At 50.7% G+C, this 20,082-nt stretch carries 18 protein-coding genes and 1 pseudogene; 11 read left to right on the plus strand and 8 right to left on the minus strand.

Going from position 1 to position 20,082, the window contains the following annotated elements; genetic code table 11:
* Together mrcB and hrpB are read right to left on the minus strand one after the other, a co-directional pair.
* Positions 1-2,021, minus strand: a 2,021-nt coding sequence (gene mrcB, locus VJY99_RS02100; RefSeq protein ID WP_324115883.1) for a bifunctional glycosyl transferase/transpeptidase, incomplete at its 3' end; no start/stop codon positions are given.
* Positions 2,022-2,099: 78 nt separating this feature from the next.
* Positions 2,100-4,532: an ATP-dependent helicase HrpB gene (hrpB, locus tag VJY99_RS02105; protein WP_324115885.1), complete on the minus strand. Its 2,433-nt coding sequence runs from the start codon at positions 4,530-4,532 to the stop codon at positions 2,100-2,102.
* A 65-nt stretch (positions 4,533-4,597) separates the two neighbouring features.
* Between hrpB and thpR the strand changes: the two genes are divergently transcribed.
* The 9 genes and pseudogenes from thpR to panD all read left to right on the plus strand — a co-directional run bounded on the left by thpR (position 4,598) and on the right by panD (position 11,918).
* Positions 4,598-5,134, plus strand: coding sequence for an RNA 2',3'-cyclic phosphodiesterase (gene thpR / locus VJY99_RS02110; protein WP_324115887.1), 537 nt, complete (start codon positions 4,598-4,600; stop codon positions 5,132-5,134).
* A gap of 73 nt (positions 5,135-5,207) precedes the next feature.
* Positions 5,208-5,915 (plus strand): DNA/RNA nuclease SfsA, encoded by a 708-nt coding sequence (sfsA, locus tag VJY99_RS02115; protein ID WP_324115889.1) that lies wholly within the window; start codon positions 5,208-5,210, stop codon positions 5,913-5,915.
* A gap of 296 nt (positions 5,916-6,211) precedes the next feature.
* The gene (gene dksA, locus VJY99_RS02120; RefSeq protein ID WP_124022313.1) at positions 6,212-6,667 is read left to right on the plus strand and encodes an RNA polymerase-binding protein DksA; all 456 of its coding nucleotides are present in this window, start codon (positions 6,212-6,214) and stop codon (positions 6,665-6,667) included.
* Positions 6,668-6,868: 201 nt separating this feature from the next.
* A pseudogene (gluQRS, locus tag VJY99_RS02125) lies at positions 6,869-7,764 on the plus strand (tRNA glutamyl-Q(34) synthetase GluQRS).
* Positions 7,765-7,820: 56 nt separating this feature from the next.
* Positions 7,821-9,209: a polynucleotide adenylyltransferase PcnB gene (gene pcnB, locus VJY99_RS02130; RefSeq protein WP_324115913.1), complete on the plus strand. Its 1,389-nt coding sequence runs from the start codon at positions 7,821-7,823 to the stop codon at positions 9,207-9,209.
* Positions 9,206-9,685 (plus strand): 2-amino-4-hydroxy-6-hydroxymethyldihydropteridine diphosphokinase, encoded by a 480-nt coding sequence (folK, locus tag VJY99_RS02135; protein WP_324115892.1) that lies wholly within the window; start codon positions 9,206-9,208, stop codon positions 9,683-9,685. The genes pcnB and folK overlap by 4 nt, the downstream gene beginning before the upstream one ends.
* A 91-nt stretch (positions 9,686-9,776) precedes the next feature.
* A complete protein-coding gene (panB, locus tag VJY99_RS02140; protein ID WP_324115894.1) occupies positions 9,777-10,571 on the plus strand; it encodes a 3-methyl-2-oxobutanoate hydroxymethyltransferase in 795 nt (264 codons plus the stop codon).
* 13 nt (positions 10,572-10,584) lie between these two features.
* Complete coding sequence (gene panC, locus VJY99_RS02145; protein WP_324115896.1) at positions 10,585-11,439, plus strand: pantoate--beta-alanine ligase; 855 nt, start codon at positions 10,585-10,587, stop codon at positions 11,437-11,439.
* A 98-nt stretch (positions 11,440-11,537) separates the two neighbouring features.
* Positions 11,538-11,918, plus strand: a complete 381-nt coding sequence (gene panD, locus VJY99_RS02150; RefSeq protein WP_324115898.1) for an aspartate 1-decarboxylase — start codon at positions 11,538-11,540, stop codon at positions 11,916-11,918.
* 55 nt (positions 11,919-11,973) lie between these two features.
* Here the strand turns inward: panD and VJY99_RS02155 are convergent, their stop codons facing one another.
* The 4 genes from VJY99_RS02155 to VJY99_RS02170 all read right to left on the minus strand — a co-directional run bounded on the left by VJY99_RS02155 (position 11,974) and on the right by VJY99_RS02170 (position 15,553).
* The gene (locus VJY99_RS02155) at positions 11,974-13,224 is read right to left on the minus strand and encodes a polysaccharide deacetylase family protein (RefSeq protein ID WP_324115900.1); all 1,251 of its coding nucleotides are present in this window, start codon (positions 13,222-13,224) and stop codon (positions 11,974-11,976) included.
* 84 nt (positions 13,225-13,308) lie between these two features.
* Positions 13,309-13,740 carry a PTS sugar transporter subunit IIA gene (locus tag VJY99_RS02160; RefSeq protein ID WP_324115902.1) on the minus strand — a complete coding sequence of 144 codons (432 nt, stop codon included), beginning with the start codon at positions 13,738-13,740 and terminating at the stop codon, positions 13,309-13,311.
* A gap of 119 nt (positions 13,741-13,859) precedes the next feature.
* On the minus strand, positions 13,860-14,630 hold the full coding sequence (locus tag VJY99_RS02165) for an ABC transporter permease (protein WP_324115904.1): 771 nt from the start codon (positions 14,628-14,630) through the stop codon (positions 13,860-13,862).
* Positions 14,627-15,553: an ABC transporter ATP-binding protein gene (locus VJY99_RS02170; RefSeq protein WP_324115905.1), complete on the minus strand. Its 927-nt coding sequence runs from the start codon at positions 15,551-15,553 to the stop codon at positions 14,627-14,629. The genes VJY99_RS02165 and VJY99_RS02170 overlap by 4 nt, the downstream gene beginning before the upstream one ends.
* A gap of 165 nt (positions 15,554-15,718) precedes the next feature.
* Between VJY99_RS02170 and can the strand changes: the two genes are divergently transcribed.
* Entirely contained in the window at positions 15,719-16,399 is a 681-nt protein-coding gene (gene can / locus VJY99_RS02175) for a carbonate dehydratase (RefSeq protein ID WP_324115907.1), read from the plus strand.
* Between the two features lie 64 nt (positions 16,400-16,463).
* Here can and hpt read toward each other — a convergent pair whose 3' ends face one another.
* Complete coding sequence (gene hpt, locus VJY99_RS02180; protein ID WP_324115909.1) at positions 16,464-17,000, minus strand: hypoxanthine phosphoribosyltransferase; 537 nt, start codon at positions 16,998-17,000, stop codon at positions 16,464-16,466.
* A 160-nt stretch (positions 17,001-17,160) separates the two neighbouring features.
* Between hpt and VJY99_RS02185 the strand changes: the two genes are divergently transcribed.
* Positions 17,161-19,569 (plus strand): glucose/quinate/shikimate family membrane-bound PQQ-dependent dehydrogenase, encoded by a 2,409-nt coding sequence (locus VJY99_RS02185; RefSeq protein WP_414641560.1) that lies wholly within the window; start codon positions 17,161-17,163, stop codon positions 19,567-19,569.
* 63 nt (positions 19,570-19,632) lie between these two features.
* Here the strand turns inward: VJY99_RS02185 and VJY99_RS02190 are convergent.
* A partial coding sequence (locus VJY99_RS02190; protein ID WP_324115911.1) for a multicopper oxidase domain-containing protein occupies positions 19,633-20,082 on the minus strand: 450 nt, incomplete at its 5' end.

Genomic DNA, 20,082 nt, shown 5'->3' on the forward strand with positions numbered 1-20,082 from the left:
ATGGTGTACAGCGTCATGTAAGCCGCCTGTGGAGGAACGGCCTGTTCCGCCTGCGGGAAGCTTTGATACAACACCGTACCGTCTTCAGCAATCACCGAACGCAAGGCAGAAAGCGTTGCCCGGTTACCGCCGCTGGCAATGGTCTGGAATGCCTGAGCCACTTCAATTGGCGTTAGGTTCAGTGCGCCCAGCAACATAGCCGGAACCGGATGCAACTGCTCTTTTGGCACACCGAGTTTAATCCAGGTATCGGTAACCGCTGGCAGGGCAAGCGCCATACCCAAGTTGACCGTTGGTACGTTCATCGAACGCGTTAACGCATCAACTAGCATCACTTGGCCGCTGTAGCGATGATCGTCGTTTTGTGGCGACCAAACTTGGCCATTTGGCTGCTTCAGGGCAATGGGTGCATCGGCAATCCAGGTATTCAGACGATAGGCATCGGGTTGACTTAACGCCGTCAGATAGGTTGCAGGTTTTGCCAGAGAACCGATAGAACGACGAGCCTGCATCGCACGGTTAAAGCCAGCATATTGCGTTTCCGCCCCACCAACCATCGCACGAACTTCGCCGGTTGAACGGTCAACAATGACCATTGCCGCTTCAAGATCTTTCAGCTTACGAGAGGCGCGTAGAACGGGAACGCCTTCGCTTACCGCTTTTTCTGCCGCGTCCTGGGAAACGGAGTCAAAAGTGGTGAAGATCTTCACACCAGACAAGTCTTTAACTTTGTCGCCAAGCTTAGTCTGAAGCTCGTTACGCACCATTTGCATAAACGCAGGCTGTGGTGAAATGACACCACCACGCGGTTGCACACTCAGAGGGCGTGCGCTCAGCATGTCGTAAAGCTCCTGGTCGATCACGTTCTGCTCTTGCAACAAGCGCAGCACAAGGTTACGACGTTCCAGCGCCAGTTTAGGGTTGCGCCATGGGTTGTAAATCGACGCACCTTTCACCATGCCCACCAGCAACGCTTGCTGGTCAAGGCTCAGTTCTTCAACCGGGCGGCCAAAGTAGTACAGGCTCGCCAGTGGGAAGCCGCGAATTTCGTTATCCCCACTCTGGCCGAGGTACACCTCGTTCAGATACAACTCAAGGATACGATCTTTGCCGTAGCGGGCGTCCATAATCAGCGCCATGTAGGCTTCGTTCGCTTTACGCCAGTATGAACGTTCGCTCGACAGGAACAGGTTTTTCACCAACTGTTGAGTCAGCGTACTTGCGCCCTGCACGGTGCGACCCGCGGTTAAGTTCGCCAGCATCGCACGACCGATGGAGTAGAAACTGATCCCATCGTGTTCATAGAAATGGCGGTCTTCGGTGGCAATGAGCGTATCAACCAACAAATCCGGGAAGCCGGTGCGTGGGACGAATAGACGCTGCTCACCATTTGGCGAAGACAACATGGTTATCAAGCGTGGATCCAGGCGGAAGAAACCGAAGCTGCGGTTGCTGTCCATGTTCTGGATCGATTCCAGATGGTCGCCATCAAAAATCAGACGTGCGCGGATCTGCCCTTCTTTGCTGTCAGGGAAATCAAACGGACGACGGATCATCTCAATGCTGTTGCCCTGCACCGTAAATTCACCAGGACGCGTCATCTTCGTTACCTGACGGTACTGCGTGGCCTCCAGCAGGTTGACCATCTCTTTTTTGCTGTACGGCATGTCGGGTTCAAGGTTCACCATGCGGCCATATACGGCTGCCGGCAACTGCCAGACTTTGCCATCAATACGCGCGCGGATCTTCTGGTCAAGATAGACACCGTAAATCACGAACAGCACGAAGAAGACAACAAACAGTTTTACGAAGAACCACAACCAGCGGCGCTTTTTACTTGGCGGACGGCCATTGCCGCTGCCTTTTCCTTTGCGTGGCGGCATCGGTTCCTCGTCGTCATAATCATCATCGTAATCCGCGTCGTATTCCTCTTCGCGGACTCGACGGCGGCTTACTTTCTCTTTTACAGGACGTGAAGGTCTACCTTTACGTCCAATCGGTTCGCGGTCATTCCCCGCCATTGCTATCTCCACCAAAAAAAGGCGCAAGGCCTGATTTTCCTTTCCTCTATAAAAGACGGAAGAGGAAATCTCTCAAAGTCATTGGTACTTTTTAGTCCGCCGCGTGGGCAGCGCATCTGCTGGCGAGTCCGGCCAGACGTGTTTTGGATAACGTCCTTTCATCTCTTTTTGCACTTCCCGATAGGCTCCATTCCAGAAAGCGGTTAAATCACGCGTTATCTGCAGTGGGCGCTGTGCCGGGGAGAGCAGTTCCAGAACCAGAGGCACACGGCCTTCGGCAATCACTGGCGTTCTCGCTTCACCAAACATTTCTTGCATACGAACGGCAAGAATTGGGGGATTTTCATCATCATAGCGAATGGCTATCTGGCTTCCTGTTGGCACAGTGTAATGAGTTGGCAACGCACTATCCAGACGAACGCGTGTGTTCCAGTCGAGTAGATTGTGTAACGCACGTGTGACATCAATGTTTCTTAGCGCACGCCACGAGTGTACACCATGCAGTTCAGGTAATAACCAGCGGTCTAAATCGCGCAGCAAAGCATCATCCGAAACATCAGGCCAGGCAAGTTCCGGCAACCATTTTGCCGCACATGCCAGGCGTAAACGATATTGTTGCGCATGGGATGACCAGTTCAGTACCGCCAGGCCTTTTTCGCGAATGCCGTTAAGCATCGCTTGATGCAACTCTTCTTCGGAAGGTTTCGCCAGCGGCTGAACCTTAACGACCAGTTTGCCAATCTGCGTACGACGAAAAGCTTTCAAGGTGCCCTGGGTTTCATCCCATTCAATAGAGTCGTTTTGGTTTAATAACGATGGGCACTGCGCCGTCAGCGCGTCGATCTCCAGCGGAATGGCCTGCAAGATACGCGCATCAGGAGTATGACTCCCCTGCAGTAATAAAGGCGCTAATAGCCATTCATAACGCGTTAAAGGATCGTCCTGATTGAGCATCGCCCCCATACCGTTCGCTAATTGATAACGGCCATCCAGGCCACGACGTCGGGCGATACGATCGGGAAAAGCGTGAGCCAGTAACGGGGCGGCAAGAGTCAAATCCACACTACCACCACGATTATTCAGCCGCTTTAATAACTGTGAACTCCGCTGCTGCCAATTTTCCTGCCGACGACTAAACGCATTTCGCAAATCACTGTCCTGACCGCGGGGCGGTTCTTCCAGAATGGCGACCAGTCGTGCTGCGGTGACTTGTTCATCGGCGGTTTTAGCATTGACCAACATCGCCGCGAGGCGGGGTTCGTTACCCAAATTGGCCATCTGCTGGCCGACTGGCGTGAGCCTGTTTTGCGCGTCTAGTGCATTGAGCTGGCGTAATAATGTCCGTGCGGCGGCAAGATTGGCGGTGGGAGGAGTATCAAGCCAGGTCAGTTGATGCGGATCCTGGCAGCCCCATTGCAGCAAATCGAGCAACAGGCCGGAAAGATCACTTTGCAGTATTTCCGGTTCGCTTTGGGTGGCCGCGCGTTCTGCTTGCTCGGCACTGGTTAAGTGCAGGCAAATACCCGGTTCCAGTCGCCCTGCTCGCCCAGCCCGCTGAATCATCGATGCCTGGCTGATACGTTGGGTGATAAGCCGCGTCAATCCAGTGCGAACATCAAAACGCGCCACTCGTTCAAGGGCAGTATCCACCACCAGGCGGATGCCTTCGATGGTGAGACTGGTTTCGGCAATGTTAGTCGCCAGCACCACTTTGCGCATACCGTTTGCCGCAGGCAAAATCGCTTTGCGCTGCTCGTTTAAAGGCAGTGCACCGTATAACGGGCAAAGCTGCACGTCGCTTGCGACTCGCTCTTGTAACTGCTGAAAAACGCGTTGGATTTCAGCGACACCGGGTAAAAACAGCAGCAGCGACCCCGATTCTTCCCGCAGCAAGTTTGCCACCACAATAGCCACCGCCTCATCAAAACGAAGATGTGTGGAAAGCAGGGTGTAGCGGCGCTCAACAGGAAACGCCCGCCCTTCAGAGGTGACCACTGGCGCGTTGGGCAAACACTGTTGCAGGCGCGGGTTATCCAGTGTTGCAGACATAATCAGAAGTTTGAGATCGTCGCGTAAGCCCTGCTGCACATCGAGCAACAACGCTAACGCGAGGTCAGCTTGCAAACTCCGTTCATGAAATTCATCAAGGATCACCAGAGCCACACCTTCAAGCTCTGGATCATTCTGGATCATTCGCGTCAGAATGCCCTCGGTAATGACTTCGAGCTGTGTTTTTGGCCCCACGCAGGTTTCGGCACGCATACGGTAACCTACTGTTTTACCTGGTTTTTCACCCAGTAATTCCGCCAGACGTTGTGCAACATTACGTGCCGCCAGGCGACGCGGTTCAAGAAGCAGAATGCGCCCACCTAAGTTAGCCTGCTGCAAAATCTGCAACGGCAGCCAGGTCGATTTACCGGCACCCGTTGGCGCACTCAGTAAAACTTGCGGTGCATTTTGCAAAGCGTGAAGAATATCAGGTAGCACTGCGGCGACCGGTAATGACGACACAAATGGCTCCAAAAAGGTATGATGCGAAGTTCGCTATTGTAGCAATCTATTACCGAGAGACCACCATGGCTGAAACTCGCCGTCTGTTCTTTGCCCTCGAACTCCCTGATGATGTGCAACAACAGATTATCCAGTGGCGTGCCACACAGTTTCCTGAAGATACCGGGCGTCCGATTGCCGCCGCCAACCTGCATCTCACGCTCGCCTTTTTGGGTGACATCAGCGTGGAAAAGCAAAAGGCGCTCAGCCAATTAGCTGGGCGGATCCGCCAGCGCGGCTTTACCCTGACGATTGATGATGCAGGGCAATGGCTGCGATCGAATGTCGTGTGGATGGGTCCACGCCATGCACCTTTAGGACTCATTCAGTTGGCAAACATGTTACGCTCTCAGGCGGCTCGCAGCGGCTGTTACCAAAGTCCTCAGCCTTTTCATCCACATATCACGATTTATCGCAATACAGCGCGTGCAGTTTCAATCCCGCCTCCCAATTTCCGCTGGCAATATCAGGTAGAAGAATTTGTATTGTATGAGTCTGTTTTCAAACAAGGGCGAACGCGTTACCAGCCGTTGCAGCGCTGGTCATTAAATAATACATCCTAAATAATTCGAGTTGTTGGCAGGCGAGAAGCCAACACACCAACAACTTGAAATATGACGGGTAAAGGAAGAATGAATGGAATTTAGCCCCCCATTGCAGCAAGCCACCCTGATCAAACGTTATAAACGCTTTCTGGCCGATGTGGTCACGCTTTCCGGCGAAGAACTCACGCTTCATTGTCCGAATACCGGCGCCATGACCGGCTGTGCAACGCCTGGCGACACAGTTTGGTATTCCACCTCAGATAATCCGACGCGTAAATATCCTCACACTTGGGAAATCACACAGACGCAAAATGGCGAGTTTATCTGTGTAAATACACTACGCGCCAACACGGTTGCCAAAGAAGCTTTAACGAATGAAACCATTGCTGAATTAACGGGTTACAGCATAATTAAAAGTGAAGTAAAGTACGGTGCAGAACGCAGCCGTATTGATTTTATGTTGCAAGCAGATTGTAAGGTTAACTGCTATATTGAAGTAAAATCAGTCACGTTATCACAACAAAATTGTGGCTATTTCCCAGATGCTGTGAGCCTGCGAGGCCAGAAGCATTTGCGAGAATTGATGAACGTGGTTTTGCAGGGTGAACGCGCGGTGCTGCTGTTTGCAGTGCTACATTCGGCTATTACTCAAGTCTCCCCGGCACGCCACATCGATGCAAAATATGCGCAGTTGTTATCCGAGGCGCAACAGTGCGGAGTAGAACTTCTCGCCTACAAGGCTGAACTTTCTACAAGTGGGGTAACTCTAATTTCGCCGTTACCTGTCATTTTATCTTGAATATACCCAATAGATTTCAAGGGGCAGGAAGGCAGCAAAAGAACGAATCCCGATGAGCTTAATCAAGTAAGTGATTCGGGTGAGCGATAGCAGCTAACGCACCTGCAACTTGAAAGATAATGGGGATAAACGTTCGTCTATTTTGTGTGCTGGCGGCTCGCGTAAATACGCTTTTCTTCACAGGCTTGTCAAGAGAGGAATTTATATAATTGCCATCCTGAAAAGCATCTGCTATTTATAGCGGCCTGATTTTCCCCCAACCAGGGGACCGATAGTGCGTGTTAAGGAGAAACAACATGCAAGAAGGGCAAAAGCGTAAAACATCGTCCCTGAGTATCCTCGCCATCGCTGGGGTGGAGCCATATCAGGAGAAAGCGGGCGAAGAGTATATGAACGAAGCCCAGCTGTCGCACTTCAAGCGTATTCTTGAAGCCTGGCGTAGCCAACTTATGGATGAAGTTGATCGCACGGTAACGCATATGCAGGATGAAGCAGCAAACTTCCCGGATCCGGTTGACCGTGCAGCCCAGGAAGAAGAATTCAGCCTCGAACTGCGTAACCGTGACAGGGAACGTAAACTGATCAAGAAAATCGAGAAGACCCTCAAGAAAGTAGAAGACGAAGATTTCGGTTTCTGCGAATCCTGCGGTGTTGAAATCGGCATCCGCCGTCTCGAAGCTCGCCCGACAGCTGATTTGTGTATTGACTGTAAAACGTTGGCAGAAATTCGCGAAAAACAAATGGCTGGCTAACAGCCCGCAATTTCACCACGTACCCAAAATAATTCGAGTTGCAGGAAGGCGACCAGACCGTAAGTCCCCAGGAGCATAGAGAGCTATGTGACGGGGGCAAACGGGTGCCGCCAACGCACCTGCAACTTGAAGTATGACGGGTATGCTTTCAAAGGCGGGAGACTCTCCCGCCTTATTCATTTCTAGCTTGTCACAATACTGATGACCCTATCTCGCTATATTGGACGTTTTGCCCCCTCACCTTCAGGTGAACTCCATTTCGGTTCACTTATTGCTGCACTTGGCAGTTATCTACAAGCACGCGCACAGCAGGGGCAATGGCTGGTTCGCATTGAAGATATCGATCCGCCTCGTGAAGTCCCTGGTGCTGCCACGACGATATTGCAGCAATTAGAACATTATGGACTGCTCTGGGATGGTGAGGTTTTGTGGCAATCCCAACGACATGAAGCCTATCGAGAAGCACTTTCCTTCTTGCACCAACAAGGTTTGAGTTATTACTGCACCTGTACCCGCAGCCGCATTCAGCAAATTGGCGGTTATTACGACGGCCATTGCCGCACGCTGAATCACGGCCCAGAGAATGCTGCGTTACGTTTTGTACAAAATCATCCGGTATTAAGTTTTGCCGATAAACTGCACGGAAAGTTAATTGCCGATGAAAAACTGGCCCGTGAAGATTTCATCGTTCACCGCCGGGACGGGTTATTTGCCTATAATCTTGCTGTAGTTGTGGACGATAATTTTCAGGGCGTGAGTGAAATTGTGCGCGGTGCAGATTTAATTGAACCTACGGTGCGGCAAATTTCGCTGTATCAACAGTTTGGCTGGACGGTACCTGATTACGTTCATTTGCCATTGGTGCTCAACGAGAATGGTGCCAAGTTATCTAAGCAGAATCACGCGCCAGCCCTACCACAGGGCGATCCACGTCCGGTTATTCATGCAGCACTGGCGTTTTTGAACCAACCAGAAATTGCTGGCTGGCAAGATTTAACGCTCAGTGAGCTACTCAATCTGGCGGTGAAAAATTGGTCGCTGCTGGATGTTGTGCCAGGCACTTCGTGAATACGTCATTCTCAAATGCCACGCACTGAGCTATGATTAGCCGCTGTTTTTTTTGTCCCTATGATTGACACTGCCGAGGTGTACTATTTTTACCCGAGTCGCTAATTTTTGCCGCAAGGTGCTTAACCGCGATGACGTCGTGGTCGAGGAGAGTGAAGATCTCCCGCAAATCACGGTTATTCCGCGTGACCAGCACGCTCTGTCCCGCAAAGATATCAGTGAAAATGCCCTCAAGGTACTCTATCGTCTGAACAAAGCGGGCTTCGAGGCTTACCTCGTGGGCGGCGGTGTCCGTGACCTGTTGCTTGGCAAACAGCCGAAAGACTTTGATGTCACCACCAGCGCAACGCCAGATCAGGTGCGTAAATTGTTCCGCAACTGCCGTCTGGTTGGCCGTCGCTTCCGCCTGGCACATGTGATGTTTGGGCCGGAAATCATCGAAGTTGCTACTTTCCGTGGTCACCACGAAGAGCAAAAGTCTGACAAACTGACTTCACAGACCGGTGAGAATGGCATGTTGCTGCGCGATAACATCTTTGGTTCTATCGAAGAAGATGCTCAGCGCCGCGATTTCACTATCAACAGTCTCTATTACAGCGTGGCTGATTTCTCAATTCGTGATTATGTCGGTGGCCTGCGTGATTTACACAATGGCGTCGTCCGTCTGATTGGCGACCCTGAAACACGTTATCGCGAAGACCCAGTACGCATGTTGCGTGCGGTGCGTTTTGCCGCGAAGCTGAATATGACGATTAGCCCGGAAACAGGTGAACCTATTCCGCGCTTAGCGACGTTGATTAATGACGTCCCGCCAGCCCGCTTGTTTGAAGAGTCGCTGAAGCTTCTGCAAACCGGCCACGGCTACGATACGTATGAATTACTGCGTGAATATCAGCTATTCCAGCCGTTATTCCCGACCATCACCCGCTACTTTACCGAGCAGGGTGACAGCCCAATGGAGCGCATGATCGCTCAGGTGCTGAAGAATACCGATACCCGCATTCATAACGATATGCGTGTTAATCCGGCCTTCTTGTTCTCCGCCATTTTCTGGTATCCGCAACTGGAGATGGCTCAAAAGCTGACTCAGGAAAGCGGGCTTGCCTATATGGACGCCTTCGCATTAGCGATGAACGAAGTGCTGGATGAAGCCTGCCGTGCGCTGGCTATTCCAAAACGAATCACCACTCTGGTACGTGACATCTGGGGCTTGCAGCTTCGTCTGTCGCGCCGCCAGGGCAAACGCGCATGGAAGCTGATGGAGCATCCTAAGTTCCGTGCCGCTTATGATTTACTGGCGCTGCGTGCCGAAGTGGAAAACAACCAGGAATTACAACGCCTGACCAAATGGTGGGGTGAATTCCAGGTGGCAGCTCCACCGGCACAAAAAGATATGCTTGATGTGTTAGGTGATGAACCCACGGTACGCCGCCGTCATCGTCGCCCGCGTAAACGTAGCGGAGGAAGTGCATGACACTGGCGTATATCGCCCTTGGCAGCAACCAGGCACTCCCGCTTGAGCAAGTGACTCAAGCGCTGGACGCCATTGCAACCATTCCGGGAAGCCGGGTGGTTGCAATCTCCTCTTTCTACAGAACGAAGCCACTCGGCCCGCAAGACCAACCTGATTACCTCAATGCTGCTGTCGCACTGGAAACTGAACTGTCTGCGGAAGGCTTGCTGGCCCATACTCAACGTATTGAGTTGGAACACGGCCGGGTGCGCAAAGCCGAGCGCTGGGGGCCACGCACACTTGATCTCGACATTATGCTGTTCGGTACTCTGACTGTTGCCACGCCAACGCTTACCGTGCCGCATTACGATATGAAAAATCGTGCGTTCATGTTGGTTCCGTTGCTGGAAATCGCACCTGATTGCGCATTCCCAGACGGCCAGCCAGTCGCTAACGTTTTAGATAATCTCTCCCAGGATGGGATCTCTTTTTGGTAACCACGGACGTGTTTTACTTGTTATACCCTGCAACATGAAAGTTGAAGAGTATTTAGATTTCACTCCCCACCCTTAATTCCCAGGGACTGCCATGAAACCAATCACTATGTCTCAGTTGCGCCAATGGAAACAGGCTCAACGCAAGTTCGCCACCATCACGGCTTATGACTTCAGCTTTGCAAAACTGTTTGCCGAGGAAGGCATTGGTGTGATGCTGGTTGGCGATTCATTAGGGATGACCGTTCAAGGCCATGACTCCACACTGCCGGTAACCGTAGAAGATATTGTTTACCATACCCGCGCAGTGCGTCGAGGCGCACCAAATTGCCTGTTGCTGGCTGACTTACCGTTCATGGCATACGCCACCCCAGAGCAAACCTTTGCCAACTCGGCAGAAGTGATGCGTGCGGGTGCGAATATGGTCAAAGTCGAAGGGGGTCGCTGGCTGGTTGATACCATTAAAATGCTCACCGAACGTGCAGTTCCAGTCTGTGGGCATTTGGGCTTAACACCGCAGTCGGTGAATATTTTCGGCGGTTATAAAATCCAGGGTCGCGATGAAGTTGCTGCACAAACGCTGCTTGATGATGCCAAGGCGTTGGAAGCCGCGGGTGCACAACTGTTAGTGCTGGAATGCGTACCCGTTGCGCTGGCAAAACGCGTTACTGACGCACTGGCAATCCCGGTTATTGGTATCGGGGCTGGCAATGTCACTGATGGTCAGATTCTGGTGATGCATGATGCGTTCGGCATTACCGGTGGTCATATTCCAAAATTTGCGAAAAACTTCCTCACAGGAACCGGTGACATGCGAGCTGCGGTGCGCCAGTACATCAACGAGGTTGAGTCCGGTACCTACCCAGCTGAAGAACATAGTTTCCACTGACAGGAGAAGGGTTGTGTTGATTATCGAAACGATACCGCTGCTGCGTCAGCAGATCCGCCGTTGGCGCCAGGAAGGCAAGCGTATTGCGCTGGTCCCGACTATGGGAAACCTGCATGACGGACATATGAAGCTGGTCGACGAGGCGAAAAGCCGCGCCGATGTGGTGATAACCACCATTTTTGTGAATCCGATGCAATTTGATCGCCCGGATGACTTAACGCGCTACCCACGTACCTTGCAGGAAGATTGCGAAAAACTTAATCACCGCAAAGTGGATCTGGTGTTTGCGCCTGCACCTGGCGACATTTTCCCGAAAGGCCTGGATTCACAGACTTTCGTTGAAGTTCCAGGGCTTTCAACAATGCTCGAAGGTGCAAGCCGCCCTGGGCATTTCCGTGGCGTTTCTACCATTGTCAGCAAACTGTTTAACATGGTTCAACCTGACATCGCCTGTTTTGGTGAGAAGGATTTCCAGCAACTCGCGTTAATTCGCAAAATGGTTGCAGACATGGGTTATGACATTGAGATCATTGGTGTGCCAACGGTGCGCGCAAAAGATGGCCTGGCGCTGAGTTCCCGCAACGGCTATTTGAATGCAGAGCAACGCAAAATCGCACCGGGCTTGCATAAAGTGATGCAGTCTCTGGCGGACAAACTGCGTGCCGGCGAGCGTGATACCGAAGAAATGTTGGCTATCGCTGCGACTGAGCTAAATGAAAAAGGCTTCCGTTCAGATGACCTGCAAATCCGCGATGCGGATACATTGTTAGAACTGAATGTTGAAAGCAAAAGTGCAGTGGTGCTGATGGCGGCATGGCTTGGTCAGGCGCGTTTAATTGATAATATTCAGGTCAAACTGACACAGTAGACAGCCTGGCAAAATCGGGCAATACTGCCCGACTAACTTCCGACGGCAAGCACTGAGCTTGTCGTTTACGTAACCCAATAGTGACGAAGGTTTAAGCTATGATACGCACCATGCTGCAAGGCAAACTTCACCGTGTCAAAGTGACGCAGGCGGATTTGCACTATGAAGGCTCCTGCGCCATCGATCAGGACTTCCTTGAGGCGGCTGGCATTCTGGAATATGAAGCCATTGATATTTATAACGTCACCAACGGTAAGCGTTTTTCTACTTACGCAATCGCTGGCGAACGGGGTTCGAGAATTATTTCGGTCAACGGCGCTGCGGCGCATTGTGCCGATGAAGGCGACATTCTCATTATCGCAACTTATGTGACGATGCCGGATGAGCAAGCACGTAGCTGGCAGCCGAAAGTAGCTTATTTTGATGGCGATAACGAAATGAAACGCCTGGCGAAAGCCGTACCGGTTCAGGTTGCCTGACCCCCTCAGCGTCGAATTAAAAAGGCCTGCTTTTTCAAGCAGGCCTTTTTTTATCTCACGATTTCGGCTCGTTGGTAATCAGCCTCGACATCGTTTCTAACGAGTCAGTGCGTAATACATAAACTCGTTTCAACAAAAATGGGTTATCTCCCGGTTTCACTTTCCCCTGTACCGTGGTCACCGCCATATGGAACCCCGCATCATTTAGCGCTTGCACGGCTTTATCGTTATAGCCGCCAAACGGATAGGAAAGGAAAATAACATGCGGATTAAACTGCGACAGCGCACGTCTTGAGTGTTCAAAGTCGAGCAGGATATTGCGGTAAGTACGGCGTAAGAGTGTCGGCTGGCGGTTAGCGTCAACGCGATGCAAGAAATGGGTGTGTGACTGAATATCAAACACATCCTGACTGGCCTGCAATTCCGAGATACTCATAAATTGCAGTGACTTCGGGTTCCAGGGTTGTGGATGCGCTTTAATGCGTGACGAAATAGTAAATGAGGTCGCCTTGAAACCATACGCTTTGAGGATCGGATAAGCGTAGCGATAAACTGACTTTAGCCCATCATCAAAAGTAATCACTACTGCACGTGCAGGCATATTCATGCGATTACGGACATAACCTTCGAGCTGATACATCGTCAGAGTGGTGTAGCCCATATCCCGCAGCCACGTCATTTGGTTGTTGAATGCCACAACCGACGTAGTGGTAGAAGTATGACGGAAACGCGTGTTCTCTTCGTCACGCAGAATATGGTGATAGGTGAGTACCGGAATGCCGTTGTCCTGCTGGGCATCAAGGCTACTGACATACCCAAGGCGGTTACCCATTTGAATTTGATACCAGGTTTGGTTGAGCCGGTCTTTCAGTCTGGCAATAATCGGATAACGTAAGTTGTTAGCTAGCGTACCAAACGGGGCGCTACCACTGTCTGGCGCGTTATACACAACAACATCCCGGAAGGTCACCAGATTTTGGTTACTCAATGGCTTATGCAAATCACCCAAACGGTCTTCAACACGTTGTTTCCCCTGCACTGGCTCCAGATGAGTTTTATCAATAAAGCCGGTACCAAAGCCAAAATTGAACTCGTAATAATCTGCCGCCACCGGGACTACCGCCAGAATTTGCCCTTCCTCAATGGTGCCGACAGAGATAACTTTATCTCCCACCTGCGCCCAAATATCGGCATCTTCAATGGTTTGCATGTATTGCGCGGGAGTATGGTGGCTGCTGAGCAGGCTAGCACTAGCACTACTGCCACAAATCAGCATCAGAGCAGCAAAAATAAGGCGAGTTAGCATAACGGATATAAATGCACTGAGTGTCTCAAGGACGAAAAGAAGCGGTCATTCTAACAAATGCCCGCCCAATACCAACCTTTCAGATCAATATTGGTGGAGTAAGACAAAGGGAGGATTTTTTTGTTGTTGATGCCAAAGGCTGGTGATGTCGTCCCCGCCCTGCTCAACGATACAGTCACGGAACTCTTCACTGGTCAACGTGCTGCGAAACTTACGCATAGCAAACAACACTGGCAGCGTAACACCGGAGATCACTTCACAATGGGGATGTTGGTGGCTCATTAATGCTGCGGTGCGATAAGGTGCGGCTCCGGTTATATCGGTCAGAAAGACCACACCATCCCCAGAATCGCAATTATACAGTGCATCACACATCATACGGCTCAGCATATTGGTGCTCAGCCCTTTCCAGTAATTCACAGCGCAACACTGAGGCTGAGGGCCAAAACGACGCTCAATCGCATCCAGCATATCCTGAGCATAGTCATCATGACCGGCAATCACCCAACCTAACATGTCGTTCTCCTATTAACAGGGCGACAGTGTGCCAGAGGATAAAATAGGCTCCCTGATACTAATCAAAAGTGGGTACGAAAGGTGATATTTAACCTCCCCTTTCGGGGAGGATAACGAGATTAACTCCGTAAACCACGCCCACGCTGAATCAGATACCAACACAGAATGTAGAAAGCGGCGATAAAGCCGACCAAGACCGTAATGGTAAACAGCAACGGCACATCATTAATCCCTAAGAAACCGTAGCGGAAACCGCTGATCATATACACAACCGGGTTCAGGTGAGATAAGGCCTGCCAGAACGGTGGCAATAACGTTAATGAGTAGAACACGCCGCCCAAATAAGTCAGTGGTGTCAGTACGAAAGTGGGAATCAGGCTGATGTCATCAAACGTCTTGGCGAACACTGCGTTCAACAAACCGGCGAGCGAGAACAGGATGGCGGTCAACAAGAGCGTTAATGCCACAAACAGCCAGGAGTGCACCTGGAACGGGACAAAGAAGAGCGACACCGCAGTGACCAAAATCCCCACACACAGGCCACGCGCCACACCACCGCCAACATAACCGGCGATAATAATATGCGTAGGCACCGGGGCCACCAGCAGCTCTTCAATGTTGCGCTGGAACTTCGCGCTAAAGAATGAAGAGGCAACATTGGCATAAGAATTGGTAATCACCGCCATCATGATCAAGCCCGGCACGATGAATTGCATGTAGGTAAAACCATGCATTGAGCCGATTTGCGAACCGATCAAATTACCGAAAATGATAAAATACAACGTCATGGTGATGACAGGCGGTACCAGGGTTTGTATCCAGATACGCGTAAAACGGTGGATTTCTTTAGTCCAGATACTTTTTAACGCCACCCAATAGAGATTCATCATGCCTGATCTCCTTTCTGACCATTGACCAGCGTGACGAACAGCTCTTCCAGACGGTTTGCTTTGTTACGCATACTTAATACCTGAACCCCTTGGGAGCTTAACTGGCTGAATACGCTATTTATTCCCTGCTCACGTAACACTTCCACTTCCAGAGTCGAGGTATCCACCAAACGGTACTGGTACCCCTCTAACTGAGGTAATGGGCTTTTCGGCGCTAAGTCGAGGATAAAAGTCTCTGACTTAAGTTTGGAGAGCAATGATTTCATTGACGTATTTTCGACCAACTCGCCATTTTGAATAATACCGATGTTACGGCACAGCATTTCTGCTTCTTCAAGATAGTGAGTGGTCAAAATGATGGTGGTGCCTTTGTCGTTCAAGTCCTTTAAGAAGCCCCACATTGAGCGACGCAGTTCAATATCGACGCCCGCTGTGGGTTCATCAAGAATCAGCAATTTGGGTTCATGCATTAACGCGCGGGCAATCATTAAACGACGCTTCATACCACCGGACAACATGCGTGCACGTTCGTTACGTTTTTCCCACAGATCGAGCTGTTTTAGGTACTTTTCGCTACGTGCGATGGCTTCGCTACGCTCAACGCCGTAGTAGCCAGCCTGATGAACAACAATCTGTTGCACAGTTTCAAACGGGTTAAAGTTAAATTCCTGCGGCACCAGCCCAAGCTGGCGTTTAGCGTTAACAATGTCTTTTTGCAGGTCGTAACCAAACACGCGAACCCGACCTGAGGTTTTATTTACCAATGAACTGATAATACCGATGGTGGTAGATTTTCCTGCGCCGTTTGGCCCCAGCAGAGCGTAAAAATCCCCTGCTTCAACACGAAGATCTATGCCACGCAGTGCTTGTACACCGCCGGGATAGGTTTTCGTTAACTGTTCCAGCTCTAATGCAATTGTCATTATTTACGGTTGCCTTGTCCGATACTAAAAGTTATGCCCCATATGATTCGCGGTGCAGTCAACTCCCGTACAACTTGAAGTATGACGGGGATAGCAGTTTTAAAATTTATTCAGTTCCCCTATATTACCTCAACGCACTTATTCCGTTACAGGTTGTTAACCTCCATGAAAGACATTGATACCCTCATCAGCAATAACCAGGTCTGGTCAAAACTGATGGAGGACGAAGACCCGGGCTTTTTTGAACGCTTATCTCAAGCCCAAAAACCTCGCTTCTTGTGGATTGGCTGTTCTGATAGCCGCGTTCCTGCTGAACGTCTGACTGGCCTTGAGCCTGGCGAGTTGTTTGTTCACCGTAACGTCGCAAACTTGGTAATTCATACGGATTTAAATTGCCTTTCTGTTGTTCAGTACGCGGTAGATGTTCTTGAAGTTGAACACATTATCATCTGCGGTCATTACGGATGCGGTGGTGTACAAGCGGCGGTTGAAAACCCAGATTTAGGGCTTATCAACAACTGGTTACTGCACATCCGCGATATCTGGTACAAGCATAGTTCGCTACTGGGAGAACTCCCACCGGAGCAGCGGCTGGATGCGCTTTGTGAACTGAATGTGATGGAGCAGGTTTATAACCTCGGCCATTCCACCATTATGCAGTCAGCGTGGAAACGTGGCCAGAAAGTCACAGTACACGGTTGGGCTTATGGTATTCACGATGGTCGCCTGCGTGACCTGGAAGTCACCGCCACCAGCCGCGAATCACTTGAGAAAGGTTACCGCAGCGGGATTTCGAATTTCCAAAACTCCAATAGCGGCCACAAGAATAGAACACCTACTCAGTAATACAGATAGCAAAAAGGGCCTTTAGGCCCTTTTTGATAGTTAAAGCGTCGCGTTTTTCGACAAGTTACTCGTCCAGCAGAACCACTTTACCGACGTATGGCAGATGGCGATAACGCTGAGCGTAGTCAATACCGTATCCCACCACGAACTCGTCAGGAATCGCGAAACCTACCCACTCGACGTTAACGTCCACTTCACGACGCTCTGGTTTATCCAGCAGCGTACATATAGCCAGTGACTTTGGTTCACGCAGGCTCAGAATTTGGCGCACTTTGCTCAGCGTATTACCAGAGTCGATAATATCTTCGACGATTAGCACGTCTTTGCCGCGAATATCTTCATCGAGGTCTTTCAGGATTTTCACATCGCGGGTAGTGGACATGCCACTGCCATAACTCGATGCCGTCATAAAATCGACTTCGTGAGGCACTTGTACTTCACGGCACAAGTCAGCCATGAACATAAATGAGCCACGCAGCAAGCCAACCAGCACCATATCACTACCGCTATCACGATAATGTTCAGTGATCTCACGACCCAATTCAGCGATACGGGTTTTGATCTCCGCTTCGGGGATCATCACTTCAACAGTATGTTTCATAGTTATAACCATATGATTTAAAAATAAATCATTCGATATCGGTTGATTTTAAACCAATACAAAATATTCAGGCCAGCAGTATAACAGCAAAATACATTCTCATCCGCTATCAGTAAAAAGGCCATTTATGTGATGAATATCACACTTGTTAATAACTATAATGAGTTGCTATCAAATTTTTAAGAGCGTGATAATTGTGGAAACAAATAACTCTGGTTCGCGAGTCATCGCAACCTTAACAACCCTGTTTGCAGTACTGACCGGGCTGTATTTACTTATTGGCGGGATATGGTTAGTGGCAATTGGGGGTTCCTGGTACTACCCAATTGCAGGGGTGGTGATGCTTGTCACCGCATGGTTACTTTGGCAACGCAAAGCTTTGGCACTGTGGTTATATGCCGCATTACTGCTTTGCACTATGGCGTGGTCAGTATGGGAAGTCGGTTTCGATTTCTGGGCGTTAACACCACGTTTAGACGTACTTTTCTTCTTCGGCGTATGGTTACTGCTACCGTTTGTTTATCGTCACCTGATTCTACCTGCTACAGGTGCAGCTCCAGCACTTGGCGCAGTGTTGGCGATTACCGTGGTAGCACTGGCCTGGGCAGTATTTAACGATCCGCAGGAAATCAACGGCACGCTGAAAAGCGATGAAGTGACAACTAGCGCAAGTTCCACCATTCCTGATGCTGATTGGCCTGCATATGGCCGCAATCAGGAAGGTCAGCGCTACTCCCCATTAAAGCAGATCAACGATAAAAACGTTGCTCAGCTTAAAGAAGCGTGGACCTTCCAGACGGGTGACGTGAAGCGCCCAACTGATCCGGGTGAAATCACCAACGAAGTCACTCCGATTAAAATCCGCGACACCCTTTACCTGTGTACCGCTCACCAGCAACTGTTTGCGCTGGATGCGGCTACCGGTAAGCAGAAGTGGAAATTCGATCCGCGACTTGATACCAATCCTTCATTCCAGCACGTAACGTGTCGTGGGGTCTCTTACCACGAAGCAACGGCTGATAATGCCAATCCAGATGTCGTGTCTGATTGTCCACGTCGTATCATCCTTCCAGTGAATGACGGGCGTCTGTTTGCAATCAATGCCGACAACGGTCAGCTGTGCGAAAGCTTTGCTAACAAAGGCATCCTCAATCTGCAAACCAATATGCCGGTGACCACACCAGGCATGTATGAGCCAACCTCACCGCCAATTATTACCGATAAAGTTATCGTCATTGCGGGTGCCGTGACGGATAACTTCTCCACTCGCGAGCCGTCTGGTGTTATCCGTGGCTTTGATGTGAACAGCGGCAAACTGTTGTGGGCATTCGATCCAGCTGCAAAAGATCCGAATATCATTCCAGGTGACGAGCACCATTTCACCCTTAACTCACCGAACTCCTGGGCGCCAGCAGCCTATGATGCGAAGCTTGATTTGGTGTACCTGCCGATGGGAGTCACCACGCCCGATATTTGGGGCGGTAACCGCACACCGGAACAGGAACGCTTTGCCAGCAGCATCGTGGCACTGAACGCAACAACCGGGAAACTGGCGTGGTCTTATCAAACGGTTCACCATGACCTGTGGGATATGGACATGCCATCACAGCCAACGCTTGCCGATATTACCGTCAACGGCCAAACCGTTCCGGTTGTCTATGCACCTGCGAAGACCGGCAACATCTTTGTGTTGGATCGTCGTGACGGCAAACTGGTGGTTCCGGCTCCGGAAAAACCGGTTCCACAAGGTGCAGCGAAAGGCGATTACGTTACCCCAACCCAACCGTTCTCCGATTTGAGCTTCCGTCCAAAGAAAGATCTGAGCGGTGCGGATATGTGGGGGGCGACGCTGTATGACCAGATGGTCTGCCGCATTATCTTCCACAACCTGCGTTATGAAGGCATCTTCACACCACCGTCTGAGCAAGGTACGTTGGTGTTCCCGGGTAACCTGGGGATGTTCGAATGGGGTGGGATTTCAGTCGACCCTAACCGCCAGGTAGCGATTGCTAACCCGATGGCGCTGCCGTTTGTTTCTAAACTAATGCCACGCGGTCCAGGCAACCCGATGGAACCACCGAAAGAGGCTAAAGGTAGCGGTTCTGAATCTGGTATTCAGCCGCAGTACGGCGTGCCGTATGGCGTTACGTTGAACCCGTTCCTTTCTCCGTTCGGCTTACCATGTAAGCAACCGGCGTGGGGCTACATCTCTGCGGTAGATTTGAAAACCAACGAAGTGGTGTGGAAAAAACGTATCGGTACGGTGCGTGACAGCTCACCTCTTCCGCTGCCGTTTAAAATGGGGATGCCAATGCTGGGTGGCCCAATTTCGACCGCAGGGAACGTGCTGTTTATTGGCGCAACCGCAGATAACTATTTGCGCGCTTATAACATGAGCAACGGTGAGAAGCTGTGGGAAGCGCGTCTGCCAGCCGGTGGCCAGGCAACGCCGATGACCTATGAAGTGAATGGCAAACAGTATGTCGTGATTTCTGCGGGTGGCCACGGTTCCTTCGGAACCACCATGGGCGATTACATCGTCGCTTACGCATTGCCGGACGCGAAGTAACATTTCCCCTCACCTTACCCCTCTCTCTTCAGGGAGAGGGAACTGGCTTTCTCCTTCTCCTACCTATGCCACCGTAAATCCTAACATCATGCCAGTGTCTTCATGTTCCAGCAGATGGCAGTGCGCCATATAGGCATGTTCCTGAGAAGCGGCATGTTCAAAACGTACTAACACTTCACTGCGTGCGCCTTCCACATGCACGGTGTCTTTCCAGCCCTGACGATGTGCCGCGACCGGTTGGCCATTCTCACTGAGGATGCGGAACTGCGTGCCATGAATATGGAAGGGATGCAGCATCATGTCGCCTTCACCGGAAATGGTCCATTTCTCGTATTTGCCTTTCTCGGCTACAAACGCTGGGGTGTTCATATCAAACGCTTTGCCGTTAATCTTGTTGGCATTATGGAAGTCGAAACCCGCACCCTGCTTGCCGTGGTTCATGCTGCCGTGATTCATCTTGCCATGGTCCATATTCCCCATATTGCCCATATTTCCATGCCCGGACATGTTCAT

Source organism: Buttiauxella sp. (assembly GCF_035271705.1).
Taxonomy (GTDB): domain Bacteria; phylum Pseudomonadota; class Gammaproteobacteria; order Enterobacterales; family Enterobacteriaceae; genus Buttiauxella.